Origin of the sequence: Micromonospora humidisoli, assembly GCF_016900955.1 — a bacterium.
In the GTDB taxonomy this organism is placed as follows: domain Bacteria; phylum Actinomycetota; class Actinomycetes; order Mycobacteriales; family Micromonosporaceae; genus Micromonospora; species Micromonospora wenchangensis.
Window position 1 is genome coordinate 425,892 of the sequence record NZ_JAFEUO010000007.1, and the last position, 23,360, is coordinate 449,251.

Annotated in this window: 24 protein-coding genes; 16 read left to right on the forward strand and 8 right to left on the reverse strand. The window is 74.4% G+C overall.

All coding sequences use genetic code 11. The features are described 5' to 3' along the window. Positions 1-132: 132 nt before the first annotated feature. The 4 genes from JQN84_RS25585 to JQN84_RS25600 all read left to right on the forward strand — a co-directional run bounded on the left by JQN84_RS25585 (position 133) and on the right by JQN84_RS25600 (position 2,917). Complete coding sequence (locus JQN84_RS25585) at positions 133-1,152, forward strand: TerC/Alx family metal homeostasis membrane protein (protein WP_204961101.1); 1,020 nt, start codon at positions 133-135, stop codon at positions 1,150-1,152. A gap of 110 nt (positions 1,153-1,262) precedes the next feature. Continuing rightward, positions 1,263-1,853 (forward strand): sulfite oxidase-like oxidoreductase, encoded by a 591-nt coding sequence (locus JQN84_RS25590; RefSeq protein ID WP_204961156.1) that lies wholly within the window; start codon positions 1,263-1,265, stop codon positions 1,851-1,853. A gap of 1 nt (position 1,854) precedes the next feature. Continuing rightward, positions 1,855-2,610 carry a ferredoxin reductase gene (locus JQN84_RS25595; RefSeq protein ID WP_204961102.1) on the forward strand — a complete coding sequence of 252 codons (756 nt, stop codon included), beginning with the start codon at positions 1,855-1,857 and terminating at the stop codon, positions 2,608-2,610. Positions 2,611-2,626: 16 nt separating this feature from the next. Continuing rightward, a complete protein-coding gene (locus JQN84_RS25600; protein WP_204961103.1) occupies positions 2,627-2,917 on the forward strand; it encodes a DUF6510 family protein in 291 nt (96 codons plus the stop codon). Here the strand turns inward: JQN84_RS25600 and JQN84_RS25605 are convergent, their stop codons facing one another. Then, complete coding sequence (locus JQN84_RS25605) at positions 2,918-3,949, reverse strand: LacI family DNA-binding transcriptional regulator (protein WP_204961104.1); 1,032 nt, start codon at positions 3,947-3,949, stop codon at positions 2,918-2,920. A 197-nt stretch (positions 3,950-4,146) separates the two neighbouring features. After that, on the reverse strand, positions 4,147-5,232 hold the full coding sequence (locus JQN84_RS25610; RefSeq protein ID WP_204961105.1) for a hypothetical protein: 1,086 nt from the start codon (positions 5,230-5,232) through the stop codon (positions 4,147-4,149). 257 nt (positions 5,233-5,489) lie between these two features. Here JQN84_RS25610 and JQN84_RS25615 point away from each other — a divergent pair, with 257 nt between their 5' ends. Together JQN84_RS25615 and JQN84_RS25620 are read left to right on the forward strand one after the other, a co-directional pair. Further along, positions 5,490-6,791 (forward strand): NAD(P)/FAD-dependent oxidoreductase, encoded by a 1,302-nt coding sequence (locus JQN84_RS25615; protein WP_204961106.1) that lies wholly within the window; start codon positions 5,490-5,492, stop codon positions 6,789-6,791. Between the two features lie 135 nt (positions 6,792-6,926). Beyond that, positions 6,927-7,262: a hypothetical protein gene (locus JQN84_RS25620; RefSeq protein ID WP_239486105.1), complete on the forward strand. Its 336-nt coding sequence runs from the start codon at positions 6,927-6,929 to the stop codon at positions 7,260-7,262. A 75-nt stretch (positions 7,263-7,337) separates the two neighbouring features. Here the strand turns inward: JQN84_RS25620 and JQN84_RS25625 are convergent, their stop codons facing one another. Together JQN84_RS25625 and JQN84_RS25630 are read right to left on the reverse strand one after the other, a co-directional pair. Next, a complete protein-coding gene (locus JQN84_RS25625) occupies positions 7,338-7,694 on the reverse strand; it encodes an STAS domain-containing protein (RefSeq protein ID WP_204961107.1) in 357 nt (118 codons plus the stop codon). A gap of 113 nt (positions 7,695-7,807) precedes the next feature. Beyond that, complete coding sequence (locus JQN84_RS25630; RefSeq protein ID WP_204961157.1) at positions 7,808-8,155, reverse strand: STAS domain-containing protein; 348 nt, start codon at positions 8,153-8,155, stop codon at positions 7,808-7,810. 249 nt (positions 8,156-8,404) lie between these two features. Here JQN84_RS25630 and JQN84_RS25635 point away from each other — a divergent pair, with 249 nt between their 5' ends. From JQN84_RS25635 to JQN84_RS25655, 5 genes are all read left to right on the forward strand, one after another. Next, complete coding sequence (locus tag JQN84_RS25635) at positions 8,405-10,180, forward strand: PP2C family protein-serine/threonine phosphatase (protein ID WP_204961108.1); 1,776 nt, start codon at positions 8,405-8,407, stop codon at positions 10,178-10,180. Then, positions 10,177-11,214, forward strand: a complete 1,038-nt coding sequence (locus JQN84_RS25640) for a cobalamin B12-binding domain-containing protein (RefSeq protein ID WP_204961109.1) — start codon at positions 10,177-10,179, stop codon at positions 11,212-11,214. The genes JQN84_RS25635 and JQN84_RS25640 overlap by 4 nt, the downstream gene beginning before the upstream one ends. Positions 11,215-11,299: 85 nt before the next feature. Further along, positions 11,300-11,647 carry an STAS domain-containing protein gene (locus JQN84_RS25645; RefSeq protein ID WP_204961110.1) on the forward strand — a complete coding sequence of 116 codons (348 nt, stop codon included), beginning with the start codon at positions 11,300-11,302 and terminating at the stop codon, positions 11,645-11,647. Between the two features lie 128 nt (positions 11,648-11,775). Continuing rightward, complete coding sequence (locus tag JQN84_RS25650; protein WP_204961111.1) at positions 11,776-12,222, forward strand: response regulator; 447 nt, start codon at positions 11,776-11,778, stop codon at positions 12,220-12,222. A 143-nt stretch (positions 12,223-12,365) separates the two neighbouring features. Beyond that, entirely contained in the window at positions 12,366-12,881 is a 516-nt protein-coding gene (locus tag JQN84_RS25655) for an ATPase (RefSeq protein ID WP_204961112.1), read from the forward strand. A gap of 66 nt (positions 12,882-12,947) precedes the next feature. Here the strand turns inward: JQN84_RS25655 and JQN84_RS25660 are convergent, their stop codons facing one another. From JQN84_RS25660 to JQN84_RS25670, 3 genes are all read right to left on the reverse strand, one after another. After that, entirely contained in the window at positions 12,948-13,778 is an 831-nt protein-coding gene (locus tag JQN84_RS25660; RefSeq protein WP_204961113.1) for a hypothetical protein, read from the reverse strand. Between the two features lie 274 nt (positions 13,779-14,052). After that, the gene (locus JQN84_RS25665) at positions 14,053-14,478 is read right to left on the reverse strand and encodes an OsmC family protein (protein WP_088645274.1); all 426 of its coding nucleotides are present in this window, start codon (positions 14,476-14,478) and stop codon (positions 14,053-14,055) included. Positions 14,479-14,555: 77 nt separating this feature from the next. Then, a complete protein-coding gene (locus JQN84_RS25670) occupies positions 14,556-15,506 on the reverse strand; it encodes a serine/threonine-protein kinase (RefSeq protein WP_204961114.1) in 951 nt (316 codons plus the stop codon). A gap of 198 nt (positions 15,507-15,704) precedes the next feature. Here JQN84_RS25670 and JQN84_RS25675 point away from each other — a divergent pair, with 198 nt between their 5' ends. From JQN84_RS25675 to JQN84_RS25695, 5 genes are all read left to right on the forward strand, one after another. Continuing rightward, positions 15,705-15,938 carry a DUF8847 domain-containing protein gene (locus JQN84_RS25675; RefSeq protein ID WP_204961115.1) on the forward strand — a complete coding sequence of 78 codons (234 nt, stop codon included), beginning with the start codon at positions 15,705-15,707 and terminating at the stop codon, positions 15,936-15,938. 154 nt (positions 15,939-16,092) lie between these two features. Then, positions 16,093-16,839 carry a response regulator transcription factor gene (locus tag JQN84_RS25680; protein WP_204961116.1) on the forward strand — a complete coding sequence of 249 codons (747 nt, stop codon included), beginning with the start codon at positions 16,093-16,095 and terminating at the stop codon, positions 16,837-16,839. Between the two features lie 37 nt (positions 16,840-16,876). Further along, on the forward strand, positions 16,877-18,463 hold the full coding sequence (locus JQN84_RS25685; protein ID WP_421488567.1) for a sensor histidine kinase: 1,587 nt from the start codon (positions 16,877-16,879) through the stop codon (positions 18,461-18,463). 44 nt (positions 18,464-18,507) lie between these two features. Beyond that, positions 18,508-20,913, forward strand: a complete 2,406-nt coding sequence (locus JQN84_RS25690) for a glycosyltransferase family 39 protein (protein ID WP_204961118.1) — start codon at positions 18,508-18,510, stop codon at positions 20,911-20,913. Next, positions 20,913-22,139, forward strand: a complete 1,227-nt coding sequence (locus tag JQN84_RS25695) for a bifunctional glycosyltransferase family 2/GtrA family protein (protein WP_204961119.1) — start codon at positions 20,913-20,915, stop codon at positions 22,137-22,139. The genes JQN84_RS25690 and JQN84_RS25695 overlap by 1 nt, the downstream gene beginning before the upstream one ends. A gap of 96 nt (positions 22,140-22,235) precedes the next feature. On the opposite strand, the gene JQN84_RS25700 is transcribed toward JQN84_RS25695, so the two are convergent. Then, a complete protein-coding gene (locus tag JQN84_RS25700; RefSeq protein WP_204961120.1) occupies positions 22,236-23,339 on the reverse strand; it encodes a LacI family DNA-binding transcriptional regulator in 1,104 nt (367 codons plus the stop codon). Positions 23,340-23,360 lie beyond the last annotated feature (21 nt).

Below are 23,360 nucleotides of genomic sequence, written 5' to 3' on the forward strand. Positions count from 1 at the left end.
CGGCACGAGGGGAGTACTTCCCACGAACCATTCCGGTCAGTACGGCGCGCTCCGGGTGCGCCTCGGGTGGTTGCCCACGACGAACGTGGGTGAAGGAGACCTCGAACATGGCACGGTGTTCGAGGAGGCTCCATGACCGATCTGTCGTACTTTGCCGCCGGTGGGTTGTCGTCGGTCGGCACCCCCACCCTGTGGGCGGTGACCATCGTCGGCGTGCTCGCCCTGCTGGTGCTCGACTTCCTGGTCACCCGACGCCCGCACGAGGTGTCGATCCGGGAGGCGCTGGGCTGGTCGGCGTTCTACATCGCGCTGCCGTTGGCGTTCGGCGGGTGGGTCTGGTGGCGCTTCGGCTCCCAGCAGGGCGTCGAATACCTGACCGGCTACCTGGTCGAGAAGTCGCTGTCGGTCGACAACCTCTTCGTGTTCATGCTGCTGCTGGCCGCCTTCGCGGTGCCCGCCGTGCTGGCCCAGCGGGTGCTGCTCTACGGCATCGCCGGCGCGCTGGTGCTCCGTGCGGTCTTCATCGCCCTCGGCGCGGCGGCCTTGCAGACCCTCGACTTCGCGTTCCTGATCTTCGCCGTCATCCTCATCGCCACCGCGGTCAAACTCCTGCGCGACGCCCTCACCGGGCACGAGCAGGAGGTGGACATCAACAAGATGCGGTCGGTGCGGCTGCTGCGCCGGTTCATGCCGGTGGTCGAGGAGTACCACGGCACCCGGATGACGATCCGGCAGCACGGCCGACGGGCGCTCACCCCGTTCGCCCTCGTGGTGGTCGCGGTGCTCGCCACCGACATCGTCTTCGCGGTCGACTCGGTGCCCGCCGTCTACGGCATCACCGAGGACCCCTACCTGGTCTTCGCCACCAACGCCTTCGCCCTGCTCGGGCTGCGGGCGCTCTACTTCGTGCTGCACGCCGCGCTGAGCCGGCTGGTACACCTCAGCTACGGCCTGGCGATCATCCTGGCCTTCATCGGCGTCAAGCTCGGCCTGCACTGGGCGCACGGCATCTGGCCGGGCGTGCCGGAGATCCCCACGCTGGCCTCGCTCGGGGTCATCATCGGCGTGCTGGTCGTGGTCACCCTCACCAGCCTGCGGGCCACCCGTGACCGGGAGCCCGGCGACGCCGAGGTGGTCGTCGACAAGCACTGACCGTACGCGACCGGCGGCGGCCCGCGACGGGGCCGCCGCCGGTCGTGGCCCGGTCCGCCGGAACCCTCCCGCCAACGCCTCCCAGGTGGTACGACTGACGGGTGGGCATCGTGTCACCGGGCTTCCAGGGCCGCCGTCGGACGACCGACCCGGCCCTGCCGCCGGGGCAGTACCTGACCGAGGACTTCCCGGTGCTGTCCGCCGGGCCGACCCCCCGGGTCCCTTTGGACCGGTGGGAGTTCGTCCTCACCACCGAGACCGGCGACGAGGTCCGCTGGTCCTGGGCGGAGCTGATGGAGCTGCCCCAGGAGACCCCCACGGTGGACATCCACTGCGTCACCCGGTGGTCGAAGTTCGGCACCAGCTGGCAGGGCGTCTCGCTGGACGTGCTGCTCGACGGCGTGGACACCGCCGCCGACTACGCCCAGGCCCACTCGTACGGCGGCTACACCACCAACCTGCCGCTGGACGACCTGCGCGACGGGCAGGCGTGGGTGGTGCACGGCTACGACGGCGAACCGCTGCCCGCCGAACACGGCGGCCCGGCCCGGCTGCTGGTGCCGCACCTCTACTTCTGGAAGTCCGCCAAGTGGGTACGCGGCCTGCGGCTGACCGTCGAGGACGAACCCGGGTTCTGGGAGACCGCCGGCTACCACGACTACGGCGACCCGTGGCGCGAGCAGCGCTACCAGGGCGACTGAGGTGACCTCGGCGGGTGGTCGGCCGGCCACGCCGCTGGGCTGGCGGGTGGCCCGGCTGGCGCAGCGCCGCGTCGAGACGCCCACCGCGCAGACCCTGGTCCTGTCGGTGCCCGGCTGGCCGGGGCACCTGCCGGGGCAGCACGTCGACGTCCGGCTCACCGCCCCCGACGGCTACCAGGCGGCCCGGTCGTACTCGCTCGCCGGGCCGGTCGACGGCGACCGGATCGCGCTGACCGTGCAGCGGGTGCCCGACGGCGAGGTGTCGCCGTACCTGACCGACACCTGGGCCGAGGGCGACCCGGTGGAGGTGCGCGGCCCGGTCGGCGGCTGGTTCGTCTGGCGACCCGAGCAGACCCCGCCGGTGCTCCTGGTCGCCGGGGGCTCCGGGGTGGTGCCGCTGATGGCGATGGTGCGGGCCCGCCGGGCCGCCGGCAACCGCGCGCCGTTCCGGCTGATCTACTCCGTCCGCACCCCGGCTGACGTGATCTACGCCGACGAGCTGCGTACCCGGGCCCGCGACGACGCCGGCCTGGACGTCAGCTACGTCTACACCCGGCAGGCCCCCGACGGGTGGCGGGGCGAGCCGCACCGGATCGGGCTGGCCGACGTGAACACCCACGGCTGGCCGGCGGACCTGGAGCCGCTGTGCTACGTCTGCGGCCCGACCGGCTTCGTGGAGACCGTCGCGGACCTGCTGGTGGGGCTGGGTCACCCGACCCGCCGGGTCCGCACCGAACGGTTCGGGCCGACCGGCTGACCGGCGAGGAGAACCGATGACCGAGATGTCCTACCTGGACGGCAACATGCTCGACGGGCCGCTGCGGGAGCTGTTCGCGGTGGACCTGAGCGCGGCGACCGGACGGTGCGCGTCCTGCGGCATGGTCGGCCCGCTGGCCGGCCTGCGCGTCTACGCCCACGCCCCCGGGCTGGTGGGGCGCTGCCCGGCCTGCACCGAGGTGATGCTCCGGCTGGTCCGGGCCCCCGACCGGGCCTGGCTGGACCTGCGCGGCGCCAGCTACCTCCGGGTGCCGGTGCCGCCGACCACACCGCCGTCCCTGCGCTGATCAGCGCGGCGCGGCGGCGACCGACGCCCGGCGCACCAGCTGACCCGGCAGGGCCACGTGCCGGGCCACCCGACGGCGGGCGCCCTTCGGCCGGTCGAGCAGCTCCACCATGGTCTCGACCGCCCACGCGCCCATCCCGTGGTGCGGCAACGCCACGCTGGTCAGGGCGGGGAACAGCCCGTCGGCGACGACCTCCTGGTTGTCGTGGCCGACCACCGAGAGTTCATGCGGGACGCGCAGACCGAGTTCGGCCGCCGCCCGGTAGACGCCCATCGCCATCGCGTCGGTGAAACAGAACAGCGCCGTCGGGCGGTCGGCCGCGGCGAGCAGGGCCCGGGCCGCCCGGTGCCCGCCGACGGGGTCACCGGCGTCGGCGCGCACCAGCTCCGGCCGGTACGGCACCCCGGCCGCCCACAGCGCCTCCCGGTAGCCGAGCAACCGGCCCTGAGCGGCGGGGACGTCGTCGACGGTGGTGACGAAGCCGATCCGCCGGTGCCCGTGGGCGAGCAGCTCCCGTACCGCCGTCGCCGCACCGCCGCGCTCGTCCGGCACCACCGAGGGGATCGTGGCGTCGGCGCTGCGGGCGTTGAGCAGCACCACCGGCATCGGGCGCAGCTCGTCGGGGACCCGCACCACCCGGTGGTCCGTGGTCGCGTAGAGCACCCCGTCGACCCGGTGCCGGGCCAGCGCCCTGATCTCCCGCCGTTCGACCTCGGGATCGCGGCCGGTGGTGAGCAGCAGCACCCACCCGCGCGCCGACGCGGTCTCCTGCGCGCCCAGGACGAGCCGCCCGGCCCGGCCGGTGGCCGCGACGACGTCACCGAGCAGCCCCAGGGCGTACGACCGTTGCAGCCGCAGTCCCCGGGCCAGCCCGTTCGCCGCGTAACCGAGCTGGCGGGCCACCGTCTCGACCCGTTCCCGGGTCTGTGCGCTGACCCGGGTGCCGGACGTGTTGTTCAGCACGTGGGACACGGTGGTCACCGAGACGCCCGCGGCGGCGGCGACGTCCCGGATGCTCGCCTTCGGTCCCATCGCTTCACCTTCGCGTCGTTCGTGGCTCGGCCGTCGGGCCCGACGGTCCGACAACGCTAGCCGACCGGATCCACCCGTGGAGATCACCAGCGGCCCACTTGCGGGATGGTCGCCCGGCGGTGCCGGCGGGTCGCCGGGCGGTGGCCCGCCCACGCGGCACCGCCCGCCGGGCCCACCGGCGGGCAGTACCGTCCGGTTCAGATCCGCGAGGTGAAGGCGACGAGCACCTGGTACGGCGCGGGAGTGCCGGTGTTGTCGAAGCAGATCACGTCCACCGGGGCATCCACCGCGTACGACCACGGCTGGGTCAGGTTGCAGTAGTTCGGCCCGGTGCCCTGCGCGGTGACCTGGGCGTGCGTCTCCTTCTGCCCGAGCTGCTTGAAGGTGACCAGGTAGCGGCCGGCCGGGGCGAGCGGCGCGATGGTGTTCACGCCCACCCCGAGCTGGGAGTTGTCGTTGGTGGGGCCGCCCGCCGCGCTGGCCAGGTGGCCGAAGAACGTCGGCGGGGCCAACGACCCGACCACCGACCGCCCCCGGTGGTAGGACAGGGTGAAGTCGGTGTTCACCGGCGCGCCGGCCTGGTCGAAGCAGAACACGTAGACCAGCACGTCGGAGCCGGAGGCGCCCCACCTGGCGACGGTGCACCGGCGCGGCGCGGCGTTCGGCTGGATCGCGGTGGCCTGCACGTTGCCGGCGAGCACCCCGGCCAGCCCGACCCCGGGCAGCTTCACCGACCACTGTCCGACGCCGACCGGGGCCAGCGCGGCGGGGGCCCCGGTCGACACGTACGACTGGACCAGGCCGCTGACCCCGCCCTGGACGTAGGCGTGTGCGGTGCCGGCCGGCAGCACCCCGGAGCTTGCGGTCCACAACACGGTGAACCGGCTGTCGTCGCGGGTGCCGCCGGGGGCGAAGCACTGCACGTCGACGATCTCGTCGGTGCCCGACTGGAACCAGCGCACCACCGTGCAGTAGTGCCCGGCCCGGTCCACCGGGGTCACGTGCGGCACCCCGCGCGCACCGGCGCCGATCTGCGGGAAACGCACCTGGAACCGGCCCGGGGCGAGTTTGATGCCGGTGGCCCAGGCGGCCGGGAAGGCGGTCTTCCAGGTGCCCCACTGCCGGCTCGTGTCCAGCACGGTCCAACTGGTGACGGTGGGGTTGTCGACGTAGGCGAAGCCCCAGCGGTCCGCGGTGGCCGCCGTGGCGGGTGCGGTCGGCGCGAGCCCCACGGCCGCCAGCAGGGCGGCCAGTACGACGGCGACGACACGACGAACTCTCATCTGTCCCTCCTTGGTGGTGGTCGAACAGGAACTCAGCGTGAGCGGAGGGTGCACCCGAAAGCAACGGTGTCGGCTACCCGGTGTGACTACAGTCGGGAGCCCGTCACTGAGGTATCAAACGGGCCGCGACGGCCTCGTCCACCGGGGCCGTGGGCGGCGCGGACGGTGGCCCCCGGGTCGCCCGCCGCCCGCCCCGGCGCGCGGGTGCCGGGGCGTCCGACACGTTTGTCGTGCGGACCGCCGGGAAGGGAGCGGACATGACGAAACCTCGGGTGGTGATCGTGGGGGCCGGTTTCGCCGGTTACCACGCGGCGAAGACGTTGCGTCGGCTGGCCGGCGGGCGGGCCGAGATCGTGCTGCTGAACTCGACCGACTACTTCCTCTACCTGCCGCTGTTGCCCGAGGTGGCCGCCGGGGTGGTCGAGCCCACCCGGATCTCGGTCCCGCTGACCGGCACCCTGCCCGGGGTCCGGGTGGTCGTCGGCGAGGCCGACCGGGTCGACCTGCGCCACCGCTGGGTCGGTTTCACCAACCCGGAGGGGGAGCGGGGTCAGCTCGCCTACGACCGGCTGGTGCTCTGCGTCGGCAGCGTCAACAAACTGCTGCCCATCCCCGGTGTGACCGAGTACGCCCACGGTTTCCGGGGCCTGCCCGAGGCGGTCTACCTGCACGACCACGTGGTCCGCCAGATCGAGCTGGCCGAGCAGGCGCAGGACCCGGCCGAGCAGCAGGCCCGCGCCACCTTCGTGGTGGTGGGCGCGGGGTACACCGGCACCGAGGTCGCCGCGCACGGGCAGCTCTTCACCGACGCGTTGCACGCCCAACGTCCCCGGTTGACCGTCCGGCCCCGGTGGATGCTGCTGGACGTCGCCCCCCGGGTGCTGCCGGAACTGGACGAACGGATGTCGCGCACCGCCGACCGGGTGCTGCGCCGCCGGGGGGTCGACGTCCGGATGGGCACCTCGGTCGCCGAGGCCACCGCCGACGGGGTGCACCTCACCGACGGCGGGTACGTCCCGACCTGCACGCTGGCCTGGTGCGTCGGGGTCCGCCCCGACCCGTTCGTGGCCGAGTTGGGCCTGCGTACCGAGAAGGGCCGGCTGGTGGTCGACGAGTACCTCAACGTCCCCGGCTTCCCCGAGGTGTACGCCTGCGGCGACGCCGCCGCCGTGCCGGACCTGACCCGCCCCGGGCAGCTCTGCACGATGACCGCCCAGCACGCCCAGCGGCAGGGCAAGCTCGCGGCACACAACATCGCCGCCTCCTACGGGCACGGCAGGCGTCGCCCGTACCAGCACCACGACCTGGGCTGGGTGGTCGACCTGGGCGGAAAGGACGCGGCGGCGAACCCGCTGAAGGTGTCGCTGTCGGGGTTGGCCGCCAAGGCGGTCACCCGGGGCTACCACCTGCTGGCGATGCCGGGCAACCGGGCGCGGGTGAGCGCCGACTGGGTGCTCGACGCCGCGCTGCCCCGCCCGGCGACGCAGCTCGGCCTGGTCCCGGCCCACGCCGTGCCGCTGGAGAGTTCCTCACCCGAGGTGCCGGTGCGCACCCGCTGAGCCGGTGCCGGCCGGACGGCCCCGGTACGCCCGGGGCCCGGCTTCACTCCCGTGGGGTGAGGAGTGCTCACCCGCCCGGGACGGACCATCGGGGCGACCGGAGGTCTTCCGAGGAACGCGGAAGGGTAGGTCGTCATGAAGAGGATCGTGGAGATCGTCCCGGCCCGTCCCGGCTGGTACTCCCGCTGGCAGGTCGGCCCCGAGGTGACCCGGTGCTACCCGGTGAGCCTCTGGGCGCTGGTGGAGGAGGCCGACGGCTCGGGCCGCGAGGTGGTGGGGATGGACTGCGCCGGGCAGTGGCCCGGGGCGGAGCACAACGAGTCGGGTGGGGGATTCGTCAGGTACCTGTTCCAACTGCCCGATTCCGGTCCTCCGGAGGACGTCGAACCCCCGTCGTCCGCCGCGCCCCGGTCGACCGGGCCGCGCCGGCAACCGGCAGTCGAGGCGCAGGAGGCCGCCGTCAGCGCGTGACGGCGAGCCGCCCGGGCCCTCCTCCCGGCCCCCGGCCCCTGGTCCCAGGGTCGGGGGCCACTGCAGCCGGACGGTTCAGCCCACCTCGGGGACGTCGTCGACGGCGCCGGCCGCCGGCTGCTCCTGCCCCGCCAGCAACTCGGCCAGGCCGGTGCGGTCGAGCAGTTGCTGGAGCCGGGCGTTGACGCCGGTCAGCCGGACCGGGCCGGCCCCACCCTGGCGCAGCACCACGAACGCGCTCAGCCCCGACGAGTCGCACAGGCCGACCCCGCTGAGATCGATGACCAGCGCGCGGTGACCGTCCGCGCGGACCCTGGCCGCCGCCTCGACCAGCTCCGGCGCGGTGTCAAAGTCGAGGTCGCCGGTCAGCCGCAGCCGGGCGGTGCCGGCGTCGGGCCGGGTCACCTCGATGGTCAGAAGCTGCGGGCGCATGCCCCCATGTTCCCAGCATCAGGTGATCGGGAAACGCCGGGGTTCGCCCGGCGCGGTCCCCCCGCAGGCCCGCCACGAGTGCGCAGCCCCGGTTTCTGCGCCCGGTGACCGGTTCAGGCGGACGCGGCCCGGTGCTGCGGCGCGGGGGCGGACTGCGGCGGCACCTGACGGGCCAGCAGGCCGGTGACCCCGGTCATGTCGAGGATGGTGGTCAGGAAGCGGGGGACGGCCCGCAGCCGGACCAGCGTCCCGACCCGTTGCCCCTCCCGCCAGGCGTGCACGATGACCGACAGGCCGGTGCTGTCGATGAAGGTCAGCCCGGAGAAGTCGAAGACGACCACCGCAGGGCGCTCCACCAGCAGCCGGTCCACCTCCACCCGCACCGGTCGGGAGGTGGCGTAGGCCAGCTCACCGCCGACCGACAGGACCGGCGTCGCGGGGTCGGAACGGTCCACCGACATCGTCAACGGGGCGGTCTCGGGTTTCCTTCCAGGGGGCACCACAGCACGCCTTTCCGCAGGGCCGACGGTCGGGCCGGACTACGCCGGATCGTAACAACCCGCCGGTGGGTCCGCAGGGGTGCGCGTGCGCGCAGGACGCCGTGCGGTGGCGGTGCCCGCGTTCCGGCGTAGGCTGAGCGGAACAGATTGGAACATACGACCTACATCCGGGATGTGCCGGATGGCGACAGGGGGAGTGGGGCTCAGCTGGTGAGTGCTGCCGACGTCAGGGGCTTCGAGCCGGGCGACGGACGGATCTCCACGCCGAGTGCCGGTCGGGCCGCGGCGCGGTCCGTCGGGCTGCCGCCGTTGGCCCCCGACCGGAGCGGCCCCGACCCCGTCCGGGCCGACCCGGACCGCGTCGACCCGGCCTGGCCCGAGGTCGTCGAACACTTCCGGGAGGGCCTGGTCGTCTGCGACGCCGACGGGGTGGTCCGGCACGTCAGCCCGGTCGCCGGGCGGCTGCTGCCCGAGGTGACCCCCGGCCGTCCGCTGTCCGCCGCCGGTCTCGCCGTGCTGACCGCAGCCGCCGCCGAGCCCGACGGGTTCGGGCACCACGGCCGGCGGCTGCGCATCCGCCGGGTGCCGCTGTCCGGCTCCCGCAGCTGCCTGTACGTCGAGGACGTCACCGACATCGTCTCCCGGGCCGACGCGCTGCTCGCCGAGCGGGCCCGGTCGGCCTTCCTCGCCGTGGTCGGCGAGAAACTGGGCAACCCGCTGCATCCGGACCGGGCCGCCGCCGCCGTGGTCCGGCTCACGGTGCCCACCCTGGCCGAGGTGGCGGTGCTGGTGCTGGCCCCCCGCTCCGGGCGGGCCCGCTGGTGGCGGGCGACCCGGGCCGACGACGAGTCGCCCACGGTGGACAGCGGCATGCTGCCCGCCGCCACACTGCCCCCGGCGATCGTCGAGGGGTTGTCCGGTGTGGAGCCGCACACCGTGGACTGGCTGGCCGACCAGGCGGTCGAGGCCGGCTGGCTGCCGGGGCTCAGCGCCCGCGAGGTGACCGCCCGGGTGGTTCCGCTGCCCGGCCGGGACGCCCCGGCGGGTGTGCTGCTGGTGGCCCGGCGTACCCGCTGGTATGACGACGCGGACGTGGAGCTGGTGCGGGCCTTCGCCGCCCGGGCCGGCGCGGCGCTCACCACCGCGGTGCTCTACCGCAACCAGGCCGAGGTGGCCGACACCCTGCAGGCCAGCCTGGTGCCGGTGGAACCGGCCGAGGTGGCCGGGGTGCAGTGGGGCACGGCGTACCGGCCCTCCCAGGCGAGCCTGCGGATCGGCGGCGACTTCTACGGCGCGCACCGGCTGGCCGACGGCGGTGCGGTGTTCTTCCTCGGTGACGTCTCCGGCAAGGGGGTGGAGGCGGCGGTCTTCACCGGCCAGCTCCGCCAGTGTCTGCAGGCGCTCTACCGGGTCGAGTCGCGGCCCGGCCGGCTGCTCAAGCTGCTCAACGACGCCCTGCTGGAGACCACCCAGGCGCACGGGCAGGGCCGGTTCGCCACCATGGTGCTCGGGGTGGTGCGTCCGCACCGCGACGGCGGACTGTTGCTGACCCTGGCCGGTGGTGGGCACCTGCCGCCGCTGGTGCTGCGCGACGGCGGCGAGGTGGAGACGGTACCGCTGAGCGGCATGCTGATCGGCGTGGTGCCCGACCCCCGCATCGGCGAGGTCACCGTCCGGCTGGCGATGGGGGAGACCTGCCTGCTCTACAGCGACGGGGTCACCGAGGCCCGGGGCGGTCGGCGCGGCGACGAGCAGTTCGGTCAGGACCGGCTGGTCCACGTGGTCACCGGGTGTCACCGGATGCCCGCCGCAGCGCTCGCCGAGCGGGTCGAGCAGGTCACCTGCGACTGGCTGGCGCACGGCGACCACGACGACATCGCGGTGCTCGCGCTGCGGGCCACCGGACCGGGTGGCCGCTCCCGGCGGCACCTGCACTCCGTGCCGGCCGTGCCGGACCCGGCCGGGGAGAGGACGTCCCGACCGTGACCGTCCCCGCCGACCCGTACCGGGCCTTCGGCGACTTCCTCGCCTGCCTGGAGGAGGCGGACGAGTACGGCGCGATCGAGGTGGTCACCGGGCTGCTCGACGCCGGCGTACCGGCGGAGCGGGTGCTGCTCGACCTGGTCGCCCCGGCCCAGTCCGAGGTGGGCGAGCGGTGGGCCCGCAACGAGTGGAGCGTGGCGCAGGAGCACGCCGCGACGCACATCAGCGAACGGGCGGTGGCGGCGGTCGCCGGGTACGCCGCTCCACGTCCGACCCGGGGACGGATCGTGGTGGCCTGCATGGACGGTGAGTGGCACGCCCTGCCGCCCCGGCTGGTCGCCGAGGTGCTGCGGCTGCGCGGCTGGCAGGTGACCTTCCTGGGCGCCAGTGTGCCGGCCGCCCACCTGGTGTCGTACCTGCACCGGCACGACGCGCACGCGGTCGCGTTGGCCTGCGCCCTGCCGATGCGGTTGCCGCAGGCGCACCGGATGGTCGAGGCGTGCCGGCGTTCGGACGTACCCGTGGTGGTCGGTGGGCGTGGGTTCGGCCTGGACGGCCGGTGGGCCCGGCGGCTCGGGGTCGCCTGGGCTCCGGACGCCCCGGGCGCGGCCGACCTGGTCGCCGACGAGCGGGCCCTGCGCCGGGTGCCCCCGGCGGACCTCGCCCATCTCGCCGACGACGAGTACGCCAGCCTGGTGAAGCGGCGCGGTGAGCTGATCGACTCGGCGGTGGCGGACCTGCGGGCCCGGGTGCCGTCGGTCGTGGACTACACCCCGGCGCAGTGGGACGCCACGACGGGCGATCTGGGATACATCGTGGACTTCCTGGCCGCCGCCGTCTACGTCGACGACGCGGCGCTGTTCACCGACTTCGTGTCGTGGCTGGTGTCGATCCTGACCAGCCGGGGGGTGCCGGCCGGGTCGGTCGCCGACACCCTGGGTCACTACGGGCGCGTCCTGCGTGACTTCCCCCGGGCGGCGCGGTTCCTGGCGCTCGGCACGGCGGCGACCGTGGCGTCCGGCGGGGTACGGCACTGACGCGCCGCGCGGGCCCCCCGGGGAACGCTGCGTATACTTGCTGCACTGCAAGGGTCTGCCTGTGGTGGGAGCGAGAGGGACGACGTTGACCTTCACCGTGACGCATGCCGGGCGGGGCGACGGCGGCGTGTGTCTGCGGCTCGCCGGCGAGCTGGACCTCAGCTCGGCCGGGGCACTCAACACCGAGATCGACCGGCTCGCCGCGGACGGTGAGCGGCACCTGCTGCTCGACCTCACCGAGCTGACCTTCTGCGATTCCACAGGCATCGCGGCCTTCGTCCGGGGGGACAATCTCGCTGCCGCCCGGGGTGGCTGGCTGCGGCTGTGCGGGGCGACCGGCCGGGTGGACCGGGTCCTCCAGATCACCGGCCTGGCCGACGTGCTGCTCTTTCAGCCCGACACCGCCGACCCGCGGTCGCCGTCCACCCGTTGATGGGTTAAATTTCCCCGCCAGCGGCTGACCGCGCAGTTCCCGCGCCGCGGGTGACCGCGTTCGGTCGGGCCGCCAACGGGGTACCGAGACCGTCGTCCCCCGCTCGCCGACACAGACAGGTTGGACCCATGGACCGAGGCGCCACGAACCCCGTCCGCATCCTGGTGGTCGACGACGACCCGGGTGACGTGCTGATGATCGAGGAAGCCCTGGCGGACTCCGGCATCGCCAAGGTCATCGACGTGGTCGGTGACGGTCAGGAGGCGATGGAGTTCCTGCGGCAGCAGGGGCGGCACGTCGACGCCCGGCGACCCGACGTGATCCTGCTCGACCTGAACATGCCCCGGATGGACGGGCGGCAGGTCCTCGGCGAGGTGAAGCAGGACGACGACCTGCGCACCATCCCGATCGTGGTGCTGACCACCTCCAACGCGGACACCGACATCGTGGGCAGCTACAGCCTCCAGGCCAACGCCTACGTCACCAAACCGATCGACCTGGACGACTTCAACGACGTCGTACGCCGGATCGACGAGTTCTTCGGTCGGGTCGTGGTGCTGCCGAAGCGTTCCTGAGCAGCCCGGGGCGTCCCCCGGACGACGGTCTCGGGAGCCGCCCCGCAATTGCTGAACATTTTTCTCGAACCGCCCCGGGGGTCGTCGGCTGGCGCGAGGATCGAGCTGGGACAGACGTACCAGCTTCCTGGGGGGCGACACGTATGAGGTTCTCCGTCGTTGAGTCCGGCTACGACCGGCGTCAGGTCGATTCCTGCCTGGACGAGCTCGGAGTCCGGTTGACCCGCCTCGCCGCGCGGGCGGAGGTGATCGCCGACGCGGGGCGGGACTGGGACCAGATCCGCCAGGAGACCACCCTGCTCCTGGCGCTGGTCGACCGGCGGCGGGTCGACGCCGACCGGGGCGCGGCCCGGCCGGCGGCCGACGAGCTGCTGGCCCGCGCCCGCGCCGAGCTGGACGCCGCCCGGGAGGAGGCCCGGCAGTTGCGCGAGCGGGTGTACGTCGAGGCGGTGCAGGCCCGCCGCGAGTTCGAGGCGTCGCTGCACGAACGGCGGCACCGGGCGGCCCGGGTCGACCAGATCCTGACCGGGCTGAGCGTCGACCCGGTGCCGGTCGACACCCCGACCGCAGCCGCCGGGGGTGTGCCGGCCACCCGGGTCGCCACCGGCACCGACGAGGTGACTGTCGACCAGCCGGAGCCGGGCACCCGGGTCGCCTGACCGGACACCCTGCCGGCCGTGGCCCGGCCCCGCCGCCGCCCGACCCGCGGTGCCGACAGGGCCGGGTCAGGTCAGCGCGTCGACCACGGTGGTGGCCCGGTCCTCGTGCCGCGCGTACGCACCCGGGTAGGCGGAGATCTGCACGGCCTGCGCGGCGGCGGTGATGCTGAGCTGCCGCCAGCCGGGGATCTCGGCCAGCGCGGAGTAGAACGCCCGTGCCGCGTAGGCGGGGCGCATCAACTCGGCGACCGTGCCCCAGCCGCTGCTCGGGCGCTGCTGGAACAGGCCCACCGAGTCGTGGTCCGAACCGCTGCCCTGGTGCGGGTGCTCGTACGACTCGGGCAGCACGTCGCTGGCGAGGTTGTGCAGGTCGCTCTCCTGCATCGCGGTGGCGACGGCGACCACCAGGCCCCGGCGCGGCACCCCCAGCTCGACGCCGACCTCGACGATCACCTGGGCGTTGGCCATCTGTAGCGGGGTGAGCCCGGCGACCGGGCGGGGCCGGGCCGGCCGCTGGGGTTTCGGTGTGGCGGTGCGGCTCGCCGACGGGGCGGGGTCGGCGGAGGTGGGGGTGCCTGACGGCAGGGCGGTGCGCTCCCGGGCCCGGGAGGCCCGCTGCTCGTCGGTGGCCCGGTCGGCCAGCACCTCCTGCACCGGCCGGGGCTGCCTGTCGACCCGGTGCGTCCCGGCCAGCGCGACGAGCCCCAGGCAGCAGGTCACACCCCCGACGAGGGCGATCCGGGCGGGGGTCGAGGCGAGCGCGGCACGGGCACCCCGGCGGGGCGGCTCCGGTGCGCGGTGCCGGCCGATCCTCCGTTCGTCCGAGGCCACCGGGGTCGAAGGGGTGGTCGGGCGGTTCCGGGGCGGTTGCCGCGCAGCGGTCTCGTCGGGGTGCACCCGACGAGGTTAGAGAGGTTTCGGCCGCAGACCGGCGGCGGTATGGGTGGCCTACGCCACAATCAGCCGGAATCCGCCCGGATATTCCCCGTATCGCCTTACCAAAGCCGCGAAACGGTTAGGCGGTACTTGTCGGTCCTGACCGTCGAAGTACGTAGGAACCGGGCGGGCAGCGGCCCTGGCGGTGCCGCCGGACGGGCCTCCGCCGAACGGGTGAGCCGGTTCCGCCGACCCGATGGGACCGGCTCACCCGGACGTGGCGGGATCCGCCGGTTCAGTGCCTGCCGTTCTCGGCCGCGCTCACCGTCAGCCGGTGCCGGCTGCTGTCGTCGCTGGAGAACGGCCACAGCCGGTCGGCGTACGCGACCAGCTCGGCCAACTGCTCCCGGCTCAACCCGGCCGAGGAGATGCTGGCGTGCACGTCGGCCCGGTATCGGCCGTCGTCGTCGCGCCCCAGCTTCGCCTCGGCGGTCACCTGTACCGTGTGCGCCTCGTCGGTGATCTCCCCGGCCGCCTCGACCGCCGCGTGGTGCAGGCAGGAGGCGAAGGCGGCGGCCAGCAGCTGCTCCGGGGTCAACCCGGTGCAGTGCGGTGCGAGCGGCGACGCCAGCGCGGTGGACAGTTCGCCGTCGTCGGTGCGTACGTGCCCGCCCGTGGCGGTCGCGCTGGCCTCGTGCAGCCAGGAACTCGGATCCGGCATCGCGTTCCCCCCTCATCCGTCGGCCGGGTTCCCGGCCACGAACGGGTGAAACGCCCGGGACACGCCGACGGCCGGGATCAGACCTGTCCGGTCCGGGACCAGTCGGGCACCGCTACCGCCTCGGTCGCCTCGGCCGCCGCCCGTTCGGTCCACGGCGACACCGGCGCGGCGCGGGGCCGGGGCACCGAGGCCAGCATCGGCACGTAGACCCGGGCGTCGACCACCTCCGCCAGCTCCAGGGCCGCCACCAGACTGGTGGGCCGCTCGCGCGGGTCGTCGGCGAGGCAGCGCCGGCACAGGTCGGCCACCTCGGGCGGCAGCCCCGCGACCGGCGGCAGCGGCTCCGGCGTGATCTTGCGGCGGGACCCGACCAGCTGGGTGGCGGTGGTCCCCGCCGCGTACGGCAGTCGTCCGGTGAGGCAGTAGTAGAGCAGGACACCGAGGGCGTACATGTCGGCGGCAGGGGTGGCCGGCTGCCTGTCGAACTGCTCCGGCGCCAGGTACGCCGGGGTCCCCACCAGCATGCCGTCCGGGCTGTGGTCGGGCGCTCCGGCCGGGGTGGCGATACCGAAGTCGAGCACCTTCGCCCCCGACGGGGTGAGCATCACGTTGGCGGGCTTGACGTCGCGGTGCACGATCCCGTGGGCGTGCGCCGCGGCGAGCGCGGCGGCCACCTCGGCGCAGACCCGGACCGCGATCCGCCAGTCCAGCGGGCCGGCCCGCAGGTGCGCGGCGAGGGTCTCGCCCTCCACCAGCTCCATCACGATGTACGGCAGCTCCCGGCCGGGCAGGGGCGTCGAGGTGCCGAAGTCGTGCACGCTGGCGACGTTCGGGTGCACCAGCCGGGCGGCGGACCGGGCCTCGGCCCTGATCCGTTCGACCGAGGTCTGCTCACCCCGGTGGGCGGGGGACATCAGCTTCACCGCGACCGGCCGGTCCAGCACGACGTCGTGGGCCCGCCAGACCTCCGACATCCCACCCATGCCGATGCGCTGTTCGAGCTGGTACCGCCCGGCCAGCGTCCTCATCGACCCGCTCCCGTCCATGCCGACCGCGTCGCCGGGGTGGCGATGGCGCTGTCGAGCCGGTACCCGGCCGCTGCGCTGGGCAAACCGTGCCCGCTGGGCTCCGGACCCGGGTGGACCCGGTCGAGCCACCCCGGCCGGGCCCCGGGTGCGGTAGCTTGCCGTCAGTGGCCCGCGACCGCCGGCCGGAGGGAGGCCCCGATGGGCGAGGTGACCGTACGCTTCGTCGGCGGGCCGGCCCACGACCTGGTCCGTGTTCTGCCGGCCGACCCGGCCGGGACGCCGCCCGCCCGCTGGGTGCTGCGCCACCCGGACGCCCCACCGGCCCCCGGCGGGGGCGGCCCCGACCACCTCTACCAGCGGGACCAGCCGGCCGGCGACGACCACTGGACGATGTCCTTCGTGCACACCTACCCGACCGGTATGAGCCAGTAGCCGCCCGCCGTACCGGCCCGTCGGTGGCCGGGTGCGATCCGGGGAACCGCCCCCCGGCCCCGCCCGGCCGGGTACGGTCGAGTGGGGCCGCGCGCACAGCGGGCGCACAGGATGGGCACAGGGCAGCGCCAGTAACCGGTCCCACGATGGGGGCATGGTGACCGAGGGGCAGACCGCACCGCACCGGATCGAGTTGCGCCGCCCGGACGGCGAACCCGTCCGGGTGCTGGTGGTCGACGACGAACCCACCCTGACCGACCTGCTGTCGATGGCGCTGCGCTACGAGGGCTGGCAGGTGCGCAGCGCGGGCAACGGGATGGCGGCGCTGAGCGCGGCCCGCCAGTTCCAGCCCGACGCGGTGGTGCTCGACGTGATGCTCCCCGACCTGGACGGCTTCCAGGTGCTGCGCCGGTTGCGCGAGCACACCCCGACCGTGCCGGTGCTCTTCCTGACCGCCCGCGACGCGGTCGAGGAACGCATCGCCGGGCTTACCGTCGGCGGCGACGACTACGTCACCAAGCCGTTCAGCCTGGAGGAGGTCATCGCCCGGCTGCGCGCCCTGCTGCGGCGTACCGGCTTCGCGGTGACCGCCCGGGACGAGGCCGTGCTCACCGTCGGCGACCTCACCCTCGACGAGGACAGCCACGAGGTACGCCGGGGCGACGATCTGATCACCCTGACCGCCACCGAGTTCGAACTGCTGCGCTACCTGATGCGCAACCCGCGTCGGGTGCTCAGCAAGGCGCAGATCCTGGACCGGGTGTGGAACTACGACTTCGGCGGGCAGGCCAACGTCGTCGAGCTGTACATCTCGTACCTGCGCAAGAAGATCGACGTGGGACGCGCGCCGATGATCCACACCCTGCGCGGCGCCGGCTATGTCCTCAAGCCCGCGCCGTGACCCGGTCGGTCGCCTCCGCCGCCGGCTGGCTCACCGGTTGGCGGGCTGGTCACTGCGTCGCCGGCTGGTGCTCACCGTGGTCGCGCTGCTGGCGCTGGTCAGCGTCGGCATCGGCGGGCTGACCACCGTCGCGCTGCGGCACTTCCTGATCACCCAGGTCGACACCCAGCTCGTCGGGGACAACCGCCGATTCGACACCCGGCTGCCCTGGGACCGGACCCCGGGCCAGCCCCGCCCCCTCGACCAGGCCAGCGGCCGGCAGGGGCAACCCGACCCGCCACCGACCTACCCGGTCGGCTCGATCGGGATGCGGATCATCCCGCAGGAGCAGCCCTCGGCCCGCATCCGCAGCGCCTCCGGCACGACCGAGGCGCTCACCGCCGCCGACGTCGCCCCGCTGACCAGGTTGCCCGCCGACAGCAGGCCGCACACCGTCGACCTCGGCGAGCGGGGCGACTACCGGGCGGTGGCCCGCCAGGTTCCCGGCGGCGACATCCTGGTCTTCGCCATCCCGCTGAGTCTCGTGCAGGAGACCGTCTGGTGGATGGTCGTCGCCCAGGCGGGCGTCGCCGCCGCCGGACTGCTCGTCGCCGGCAGCCTGGGCGCGTTGATCGTCCGGGCCACGCTGCGCCCGCTGAACCGGGTGGCGGCCACCGCGGGGCGGGTCGCCGAGCTGCCGCTGGACCGGGGCGAGGTGGCCCTGTCGGTACGGGTGCCCGCCGCCGACACCGATCCGCGTACCGAGGTGGGCCAGGTGGGCGCGGCGCTGAACCGGATGCTGGGTCACGTCGCCGCCGCGCTCGCCGCCCGCCAGGCCAGCGAGACCCGGGTACGCCAGTTCGTCGCCGACGCCTCGCACGAGCTGCGTACCCCGCTGGCCGCGATCCGGGGCTACGCCGAGGTGGCCCGGCGGGGCCGCGACCGGGTGCCCCCGGACGTGGCCCACGCGCTGCGCCGGGTCGAATCCGCCAGCACCCGGATGACCAGCCTCGTCGACGACCTGCTGCTGCTGGCCCGGCTGGACTCCGGCCGGCCGCTGGCCACCGGGCCGGTCGACCTGACCGCCCTGGTGGTCGACGCGGTCAGCGACGCGCACGTGGCCGGTCCCGAACACCGGTGGCAGCTCGACCTGCCCGACGAGGCGGTGGAGGTGCCCGGCGACGCCGTCCGGCTGCACCAGGTGGTGGCGAACCTGCTGGCCAACGCCCGGGTGCACACCCCACCCGGCAGCACCGTCACCACCCGGCTCGCCCCGGTGCCCGGGGCAGTGGAGATCAGCGTCACCGACGACGGCCCGGGGGTGCCGGCGGAGCTGCGCGACGAGGTCTTCGAACGGTTCGCCCGGGGCGACAGCTCGCGGTCCCGGGAACACGGCAGCACCGGCCTGGGCCTGGCCATCGTGGCCGCCGTGGTGGAGGCCCACCACGGCACCGTCGCCCTGGAGAGCCGACCGGGCCGCACCGTCTTCACCGTGCGGTTGCCGGACTCCACCGGGCCCGCACCGCGGGACGCCGACCCGTCCACGCCGCCGTATTCCGCCGCGCCCTCGTCGCGTCATTCCGCCGCCCCCGCGTTGCCGGAGGCCGGCGCAGCGGGGCCGCCGGATTCCACAGCCAACGCATAGCCAGGGCACGGGAGCGACCCAACCGGCCCGGCCAGGCTGGCCGCATGGACAGAACCGAGAGCCTGCTGACGACGCCGGCCAGCGCGCCGGACGCCGCGACCGCACCGCCGTCGGGCCAGCCCGACGCCGCGACCGTACCGCCGGCCCGGTCGGCGTCGGTCCACCCGGGCGCAGACGACGCCCCACCACGACGTGACCCGCGCTGGGTGAGACCCGCGCTGGCGGTGCTGCTGCTCGGCACCGGCCTGCTCTACTTGTGGGGCCTGGGGGAGTCCGGCTGGGCGAACTCGTTCTACTCGGCGGCGGTGCAGGCCGGCTCCGAGAGCTGGAAGGCGTTCTTCTACGGCTCCTCCGACGCGGCCAACTCGATCACCGTCGACAAAACGCCGGCCGCGCTGTGGCTGATGGCCCTGTCGGTACGCATCTTCGGGCTGAACAGCTGGGCGATCCTGGTGCCACAGGCGCTGCTCGGCGTCGCCTCGGTCGGCGTCCTGTACGCCACCGTCCGCCGCTGGTACGGCCCGGCCGCCGGCCTGATCGCCGGGACGGTCCTGGCGCTCACCCCGGTCGCCACCCTGATGTTCCGGTTCAACAATCCGGACGCGCTGCTGGTCCTGTTGCTGGTGCTCGGGGCGTACGCCACGGTCCGGGCGGTGGAGACGGCCAGCACCCGGTGGATCGTGCTGGTCGGGGTGCTGGTCGGCTTCGGCTTCCTCACCAAGATGCTCCAGGCGTTCCTGGTGATCCCGGTCTTCGCCGGGGTCTACCTGCTGGCCGCGCCGACCGGCTTCTGGCGGCGGATCCGGCAGCTGCTGCTGGCCGGCCTGGGCCTGGTCGTCGCCGCCGGCTGGTGGGTGGCCACCGTGGAGCTGGTCCCGGCCAGCGCCCGCCCGTACATCGGCGGTTCGCAGAACAACAGCATCCTGGAGCTGACCCTCGGCTACAACGGTCTCGGCCGGATCACCGGTGACGAGGAGGGCAGCGTCGGCGGTGGCCGGATGGGCGGCGGCGGTGGGCCGTTCTCCGGACAGACCGGCTGGCTGCGGATGTTCGACACCGAGGTCGGCGGCCAGATCTCCTGGCTGCTGCCGGCCGCGCTGATCCTGCTCGTCGCCGGCCTGGTGCTGGCGGGTCGGGCGGCGCGCACGGACCGCCGTCGCGCCGGGCTGCTGCTGTGGGGCGGCTGGCTGCTGGTCACCGGGCTGATCTTCAGCTTCATGTCCGGCATCTTCCACGCCTACTACACCGTGGCCCTGGCCCCGGCGGTCGGCGCGCTGGTCGGCATCGGCACCGTCCTGCTCTGGCGGGAACGCCGGGCCGCCGCCGGAACCGTCACCCCGGTCACCGGTTCCGCGGTGCCCACCGCGCCGACCGCCGCCCCGGGTGTCGACGCCGCGACGGCCCCCGTGACCGCACCGGTGACCGGTGGTCGCCGGTCGCTGCGGTGGCGGGGGTGGTTCGCCACCGTCACCCTCGCCGTCACCCTGGCGGTGACCGCCTGGTGGTCGTGGCGGCTGCTGGGCCGCAGCGCCGACTTCCAGCCCTGGCTACGGCCGGCCGTGCTGGTCGGCGGGCTCGCCGTGGCGGTGCTGATCCTGCTCACCCGGCGGCTGCCCCGGCGTCTGGTGCCGGTGGTGCTGGTGCTGGGCGCGTCGGTCGCGCTGGCCGGCCCGGCGGCGTACGCGGCGCAGACCGCCGGCACCCCGCACACCGGGGCCATCCCGACCGCCGGCCCGGCCGTGCAGGGCGGCTTCGGCCCGGGTCGTGGCGGGCCCGGTGGCCGGATGGGCGACGGCATGGAGTTCCCCGGTGGTGGCTTCCCGGGCGGCAACCGGGACGGCGGCACCGGTCGGAACGGTCAGCCCCCCGGCTTCCCCGGCGGTACCGCCAACGGCGGCACCGGCCAGTTCCCCGGCCTCCCCGGCGGCACCGGCCAGGACGGCGGCACCGGTCAGGACGGCGGCACCGGTCAGGACGGCGGCACCGGTCAGGACGGCGGCACCGGGCCGAACAGTGGTACCGGTCAGGACGGTGGGCGTACCGGGGGTGGCCAGGGACGCATGGCCGGCGGGATGGGCGGCCTGCTCGACTCCCGGGAGCCGAGCGCCGCGCTGAAGGCGCTGTTGACGGCCGACGCCGACGACTACACCTGGATGGCGGCGACCGTCGGCTCCAACAACGCTTCCGGCTACCAGCTCGCCACCGGCCGTCCGGTGATGGCGGTCGGCGGCTTCAACGGCAGTGACCCGTCGCCCACCCTGGCCCGGTTCCAGGAGTACGTGGCGGCCGGGAAGATCCACTACTTCATCGGCGGGAGTGGCTTCCGGGCCAACGGCGGCAGCTCCGCCTCCCAGGAGATCACCACCTGGGTCACCGAGAACTTCACCGCGCAGACCGTCGACGGAGTCACCGTCTACGACCTGACCAGCGCCGGACAGGAGGCACAGTGATGACCACGATCGGCAGCCCCCGGCCCGCCGTCGAAACCCGGACCGGCACGCCGACCGCCGTGCTCGACGTGGTGGTGCCGGTCTACAACGAGGAGGCCGACCTCGGTCCCTGCGTACGTCGGCTGCACCAGCACCTCAGTGCGCACTTCCCGTACCCGTTCCGGATCACCGTGGCGGACAACGCCAGCGTCGACGGCACCCTCGCCGTGGCCGAGGCGCTCGCCGCCGAACTCCCGCACGTCGAGGTACGGCACCTGACCGCCAAGGGACGCGGCCGGGCCCTGCGGGTCGCCTGGTCGGCGTCGGACGCCCCGGTGCTGGCGTACATGGACGTGGACCTGTCGACCGACCTGGCCGCGTTGTTGCCGCTGGTCGCCCCGCTCATCTCCGGCCACTCGGACCTCGCCATCGGCACCCGGCTGGCCCGGACCTCCCGGGTGGTGCGGGGCGCCAAACGGGAGGTGATCTCCCGGGCCTACAACCTGCTGCTGCGGGGCGCTCTCGCCGCCCGGTTCTCCGACGCGCAGTGCGGCTTCAAGGCCATCCGCGCCGACGTGGCCCGGGAGCTGCTGCCGCTGGTGCAGGACACCGGTTGGTTCTTCGACACCGAGCTGCTGGTGCTCGCCCAGCGCGCCGGACTGCGCATCCACGAGGTGCCGGTGGACTGGGTCGACGACCCGGACAGCCGGGTCGACATCGTGGCCACCGCCCTGGCCGACCTGCGCGGCATCGGCCGGCTGGGGCGGGCCCTGGTCACCGGGGCGTTGCCGCTGGCCGCGCTGCGCGCCCAGTGGGGCCGGGCACCGCTGGCCGCCGCACCGGCGCGGGTGCCGGCCGGGCTGCCCGGCCAGCTGGCCCGGTTCGCCCTGGTCGGCGTGGTCAGCACGGTGGCGTACCTGGTGCTGTTCGTGGCGACCCGGGGGATGCTCGGCGCGCAACCGGCGAACCTGCTGGCGCTGTTGGTGACGGCGGTGGGCAACACGGCGGCGAACCGCCGGCTCACCTTCGGCATCACCGGCCGGCGGGCCGCCGGCCGGCACCACCTGCAGGGGTTGCTCGCCTTCGCCCTCGGCCTGGCGTTGACCAGCGGCGCGCTCGCCGCCCTGCACGCGGTCGGCACCCCGTCCCGGCCGGTCGAACTGGCCGTGCTGGTGGTCGCGAACCTGGCCGCGACGGCGCTGCGGTTCCTGCTGCTGCGCCTGGCGATGCACCACCGCCGGGCCTGACCGGCCGGGCGGCGGGGCGTGGCGACCTCCGCGCCCCGCCCGCCCTGCCGGCACCGGCCGTGCGGCGGGGGGCCGCAGGACCGGGTCGGCCGGGCGTCAGTTCACCGGGGTGAACACCGCGCCTGCGGAGTGCCCTCGTAGGTGTTCTCCGTGGGGCACCTCGGGCAGCGCGACGGTACGCGCCACCGGCTCCGTGGCCCCGGGGGAGAAGTCGGCGGTGGTCGCCCGGACGATCAGTTCCGGGTCCAGCCGTACCGACGTGGTGCTGCCCGAGCCGAGCAGGGTGAGCAGGGCGTGCAGGGCCTGCGAGCCCATGTCCCGCAGCGGGGTACGGATCGAGGTGAGCGGCACCAGGAGTTGGGCGTCCACGTCGATGTCGTTGTAGCCGACCACCGCCACCTCCCGACCGACCCGCAGGCCGTGGTCGCGCAGGGTGCCCATCGCCCCGATCGCGGCGAAGTCGTTGACCGCGAAGACCCCGTCGGGGCGGCCGGTGTCCAGCAGCCCGGCCATCGCCGACGCCCCACCGGCGACGTCGAAGGTGGACGGTGCGACCCACCGGGGGTCGACCGGCACGCCCCGGGCCTTCGCCGCGGCGAGGAAGCCGGCGACCCGGTCGGCGGAGGTGCTGGCGTGCCCGGGACCGGCGATCACCGCCAGCCGCCGGCAGCCCACGTCGATCAGGTGCTCGGCGGCGAGCCGACCACCGAGGCGGTCCCGGCCGGTCACCGAGGGGAAACCCCGGGAGGCCCGACTGACCAGCACGAACGGAACCCCGTCGGCGGCCAGCCGGGCCAGCATCGGATCGTTGCGGCGGGCGTCGCCGATGATCAGCCCGTCCACCCGTTCCCCGATCAACCGCTGGATGCGCACCGCCCGCGCCTCGTCGTCGTCCCAGCTGCTGCTGACCACCGCCTGGTAGCCGGCGGCGGCAGCGGCGGCGTCGATGCCCTCGAAGACGGTGGCCAGCACGATGTCGGTGATCCGGGGGACCAGCACGCCGATCACCCCGGTCTTGCCGCTGCGCAGGCTGGCCGCCCAACGGTCCGGGTGGAAGCCCAGTTCCCGGGCGGCGGCGACGATCCGGGCCGCGGTCGCCGGGGCGACCCGGACGTCGTCGCCGCGTAGCACCCGGGAGACCGTGGAGACGTGCACACCGCAGTGGCCGGCGACATCGCGCAGGGTCACCCGCTTGTTCACTGTGCCTCCCGTGCCGGACCG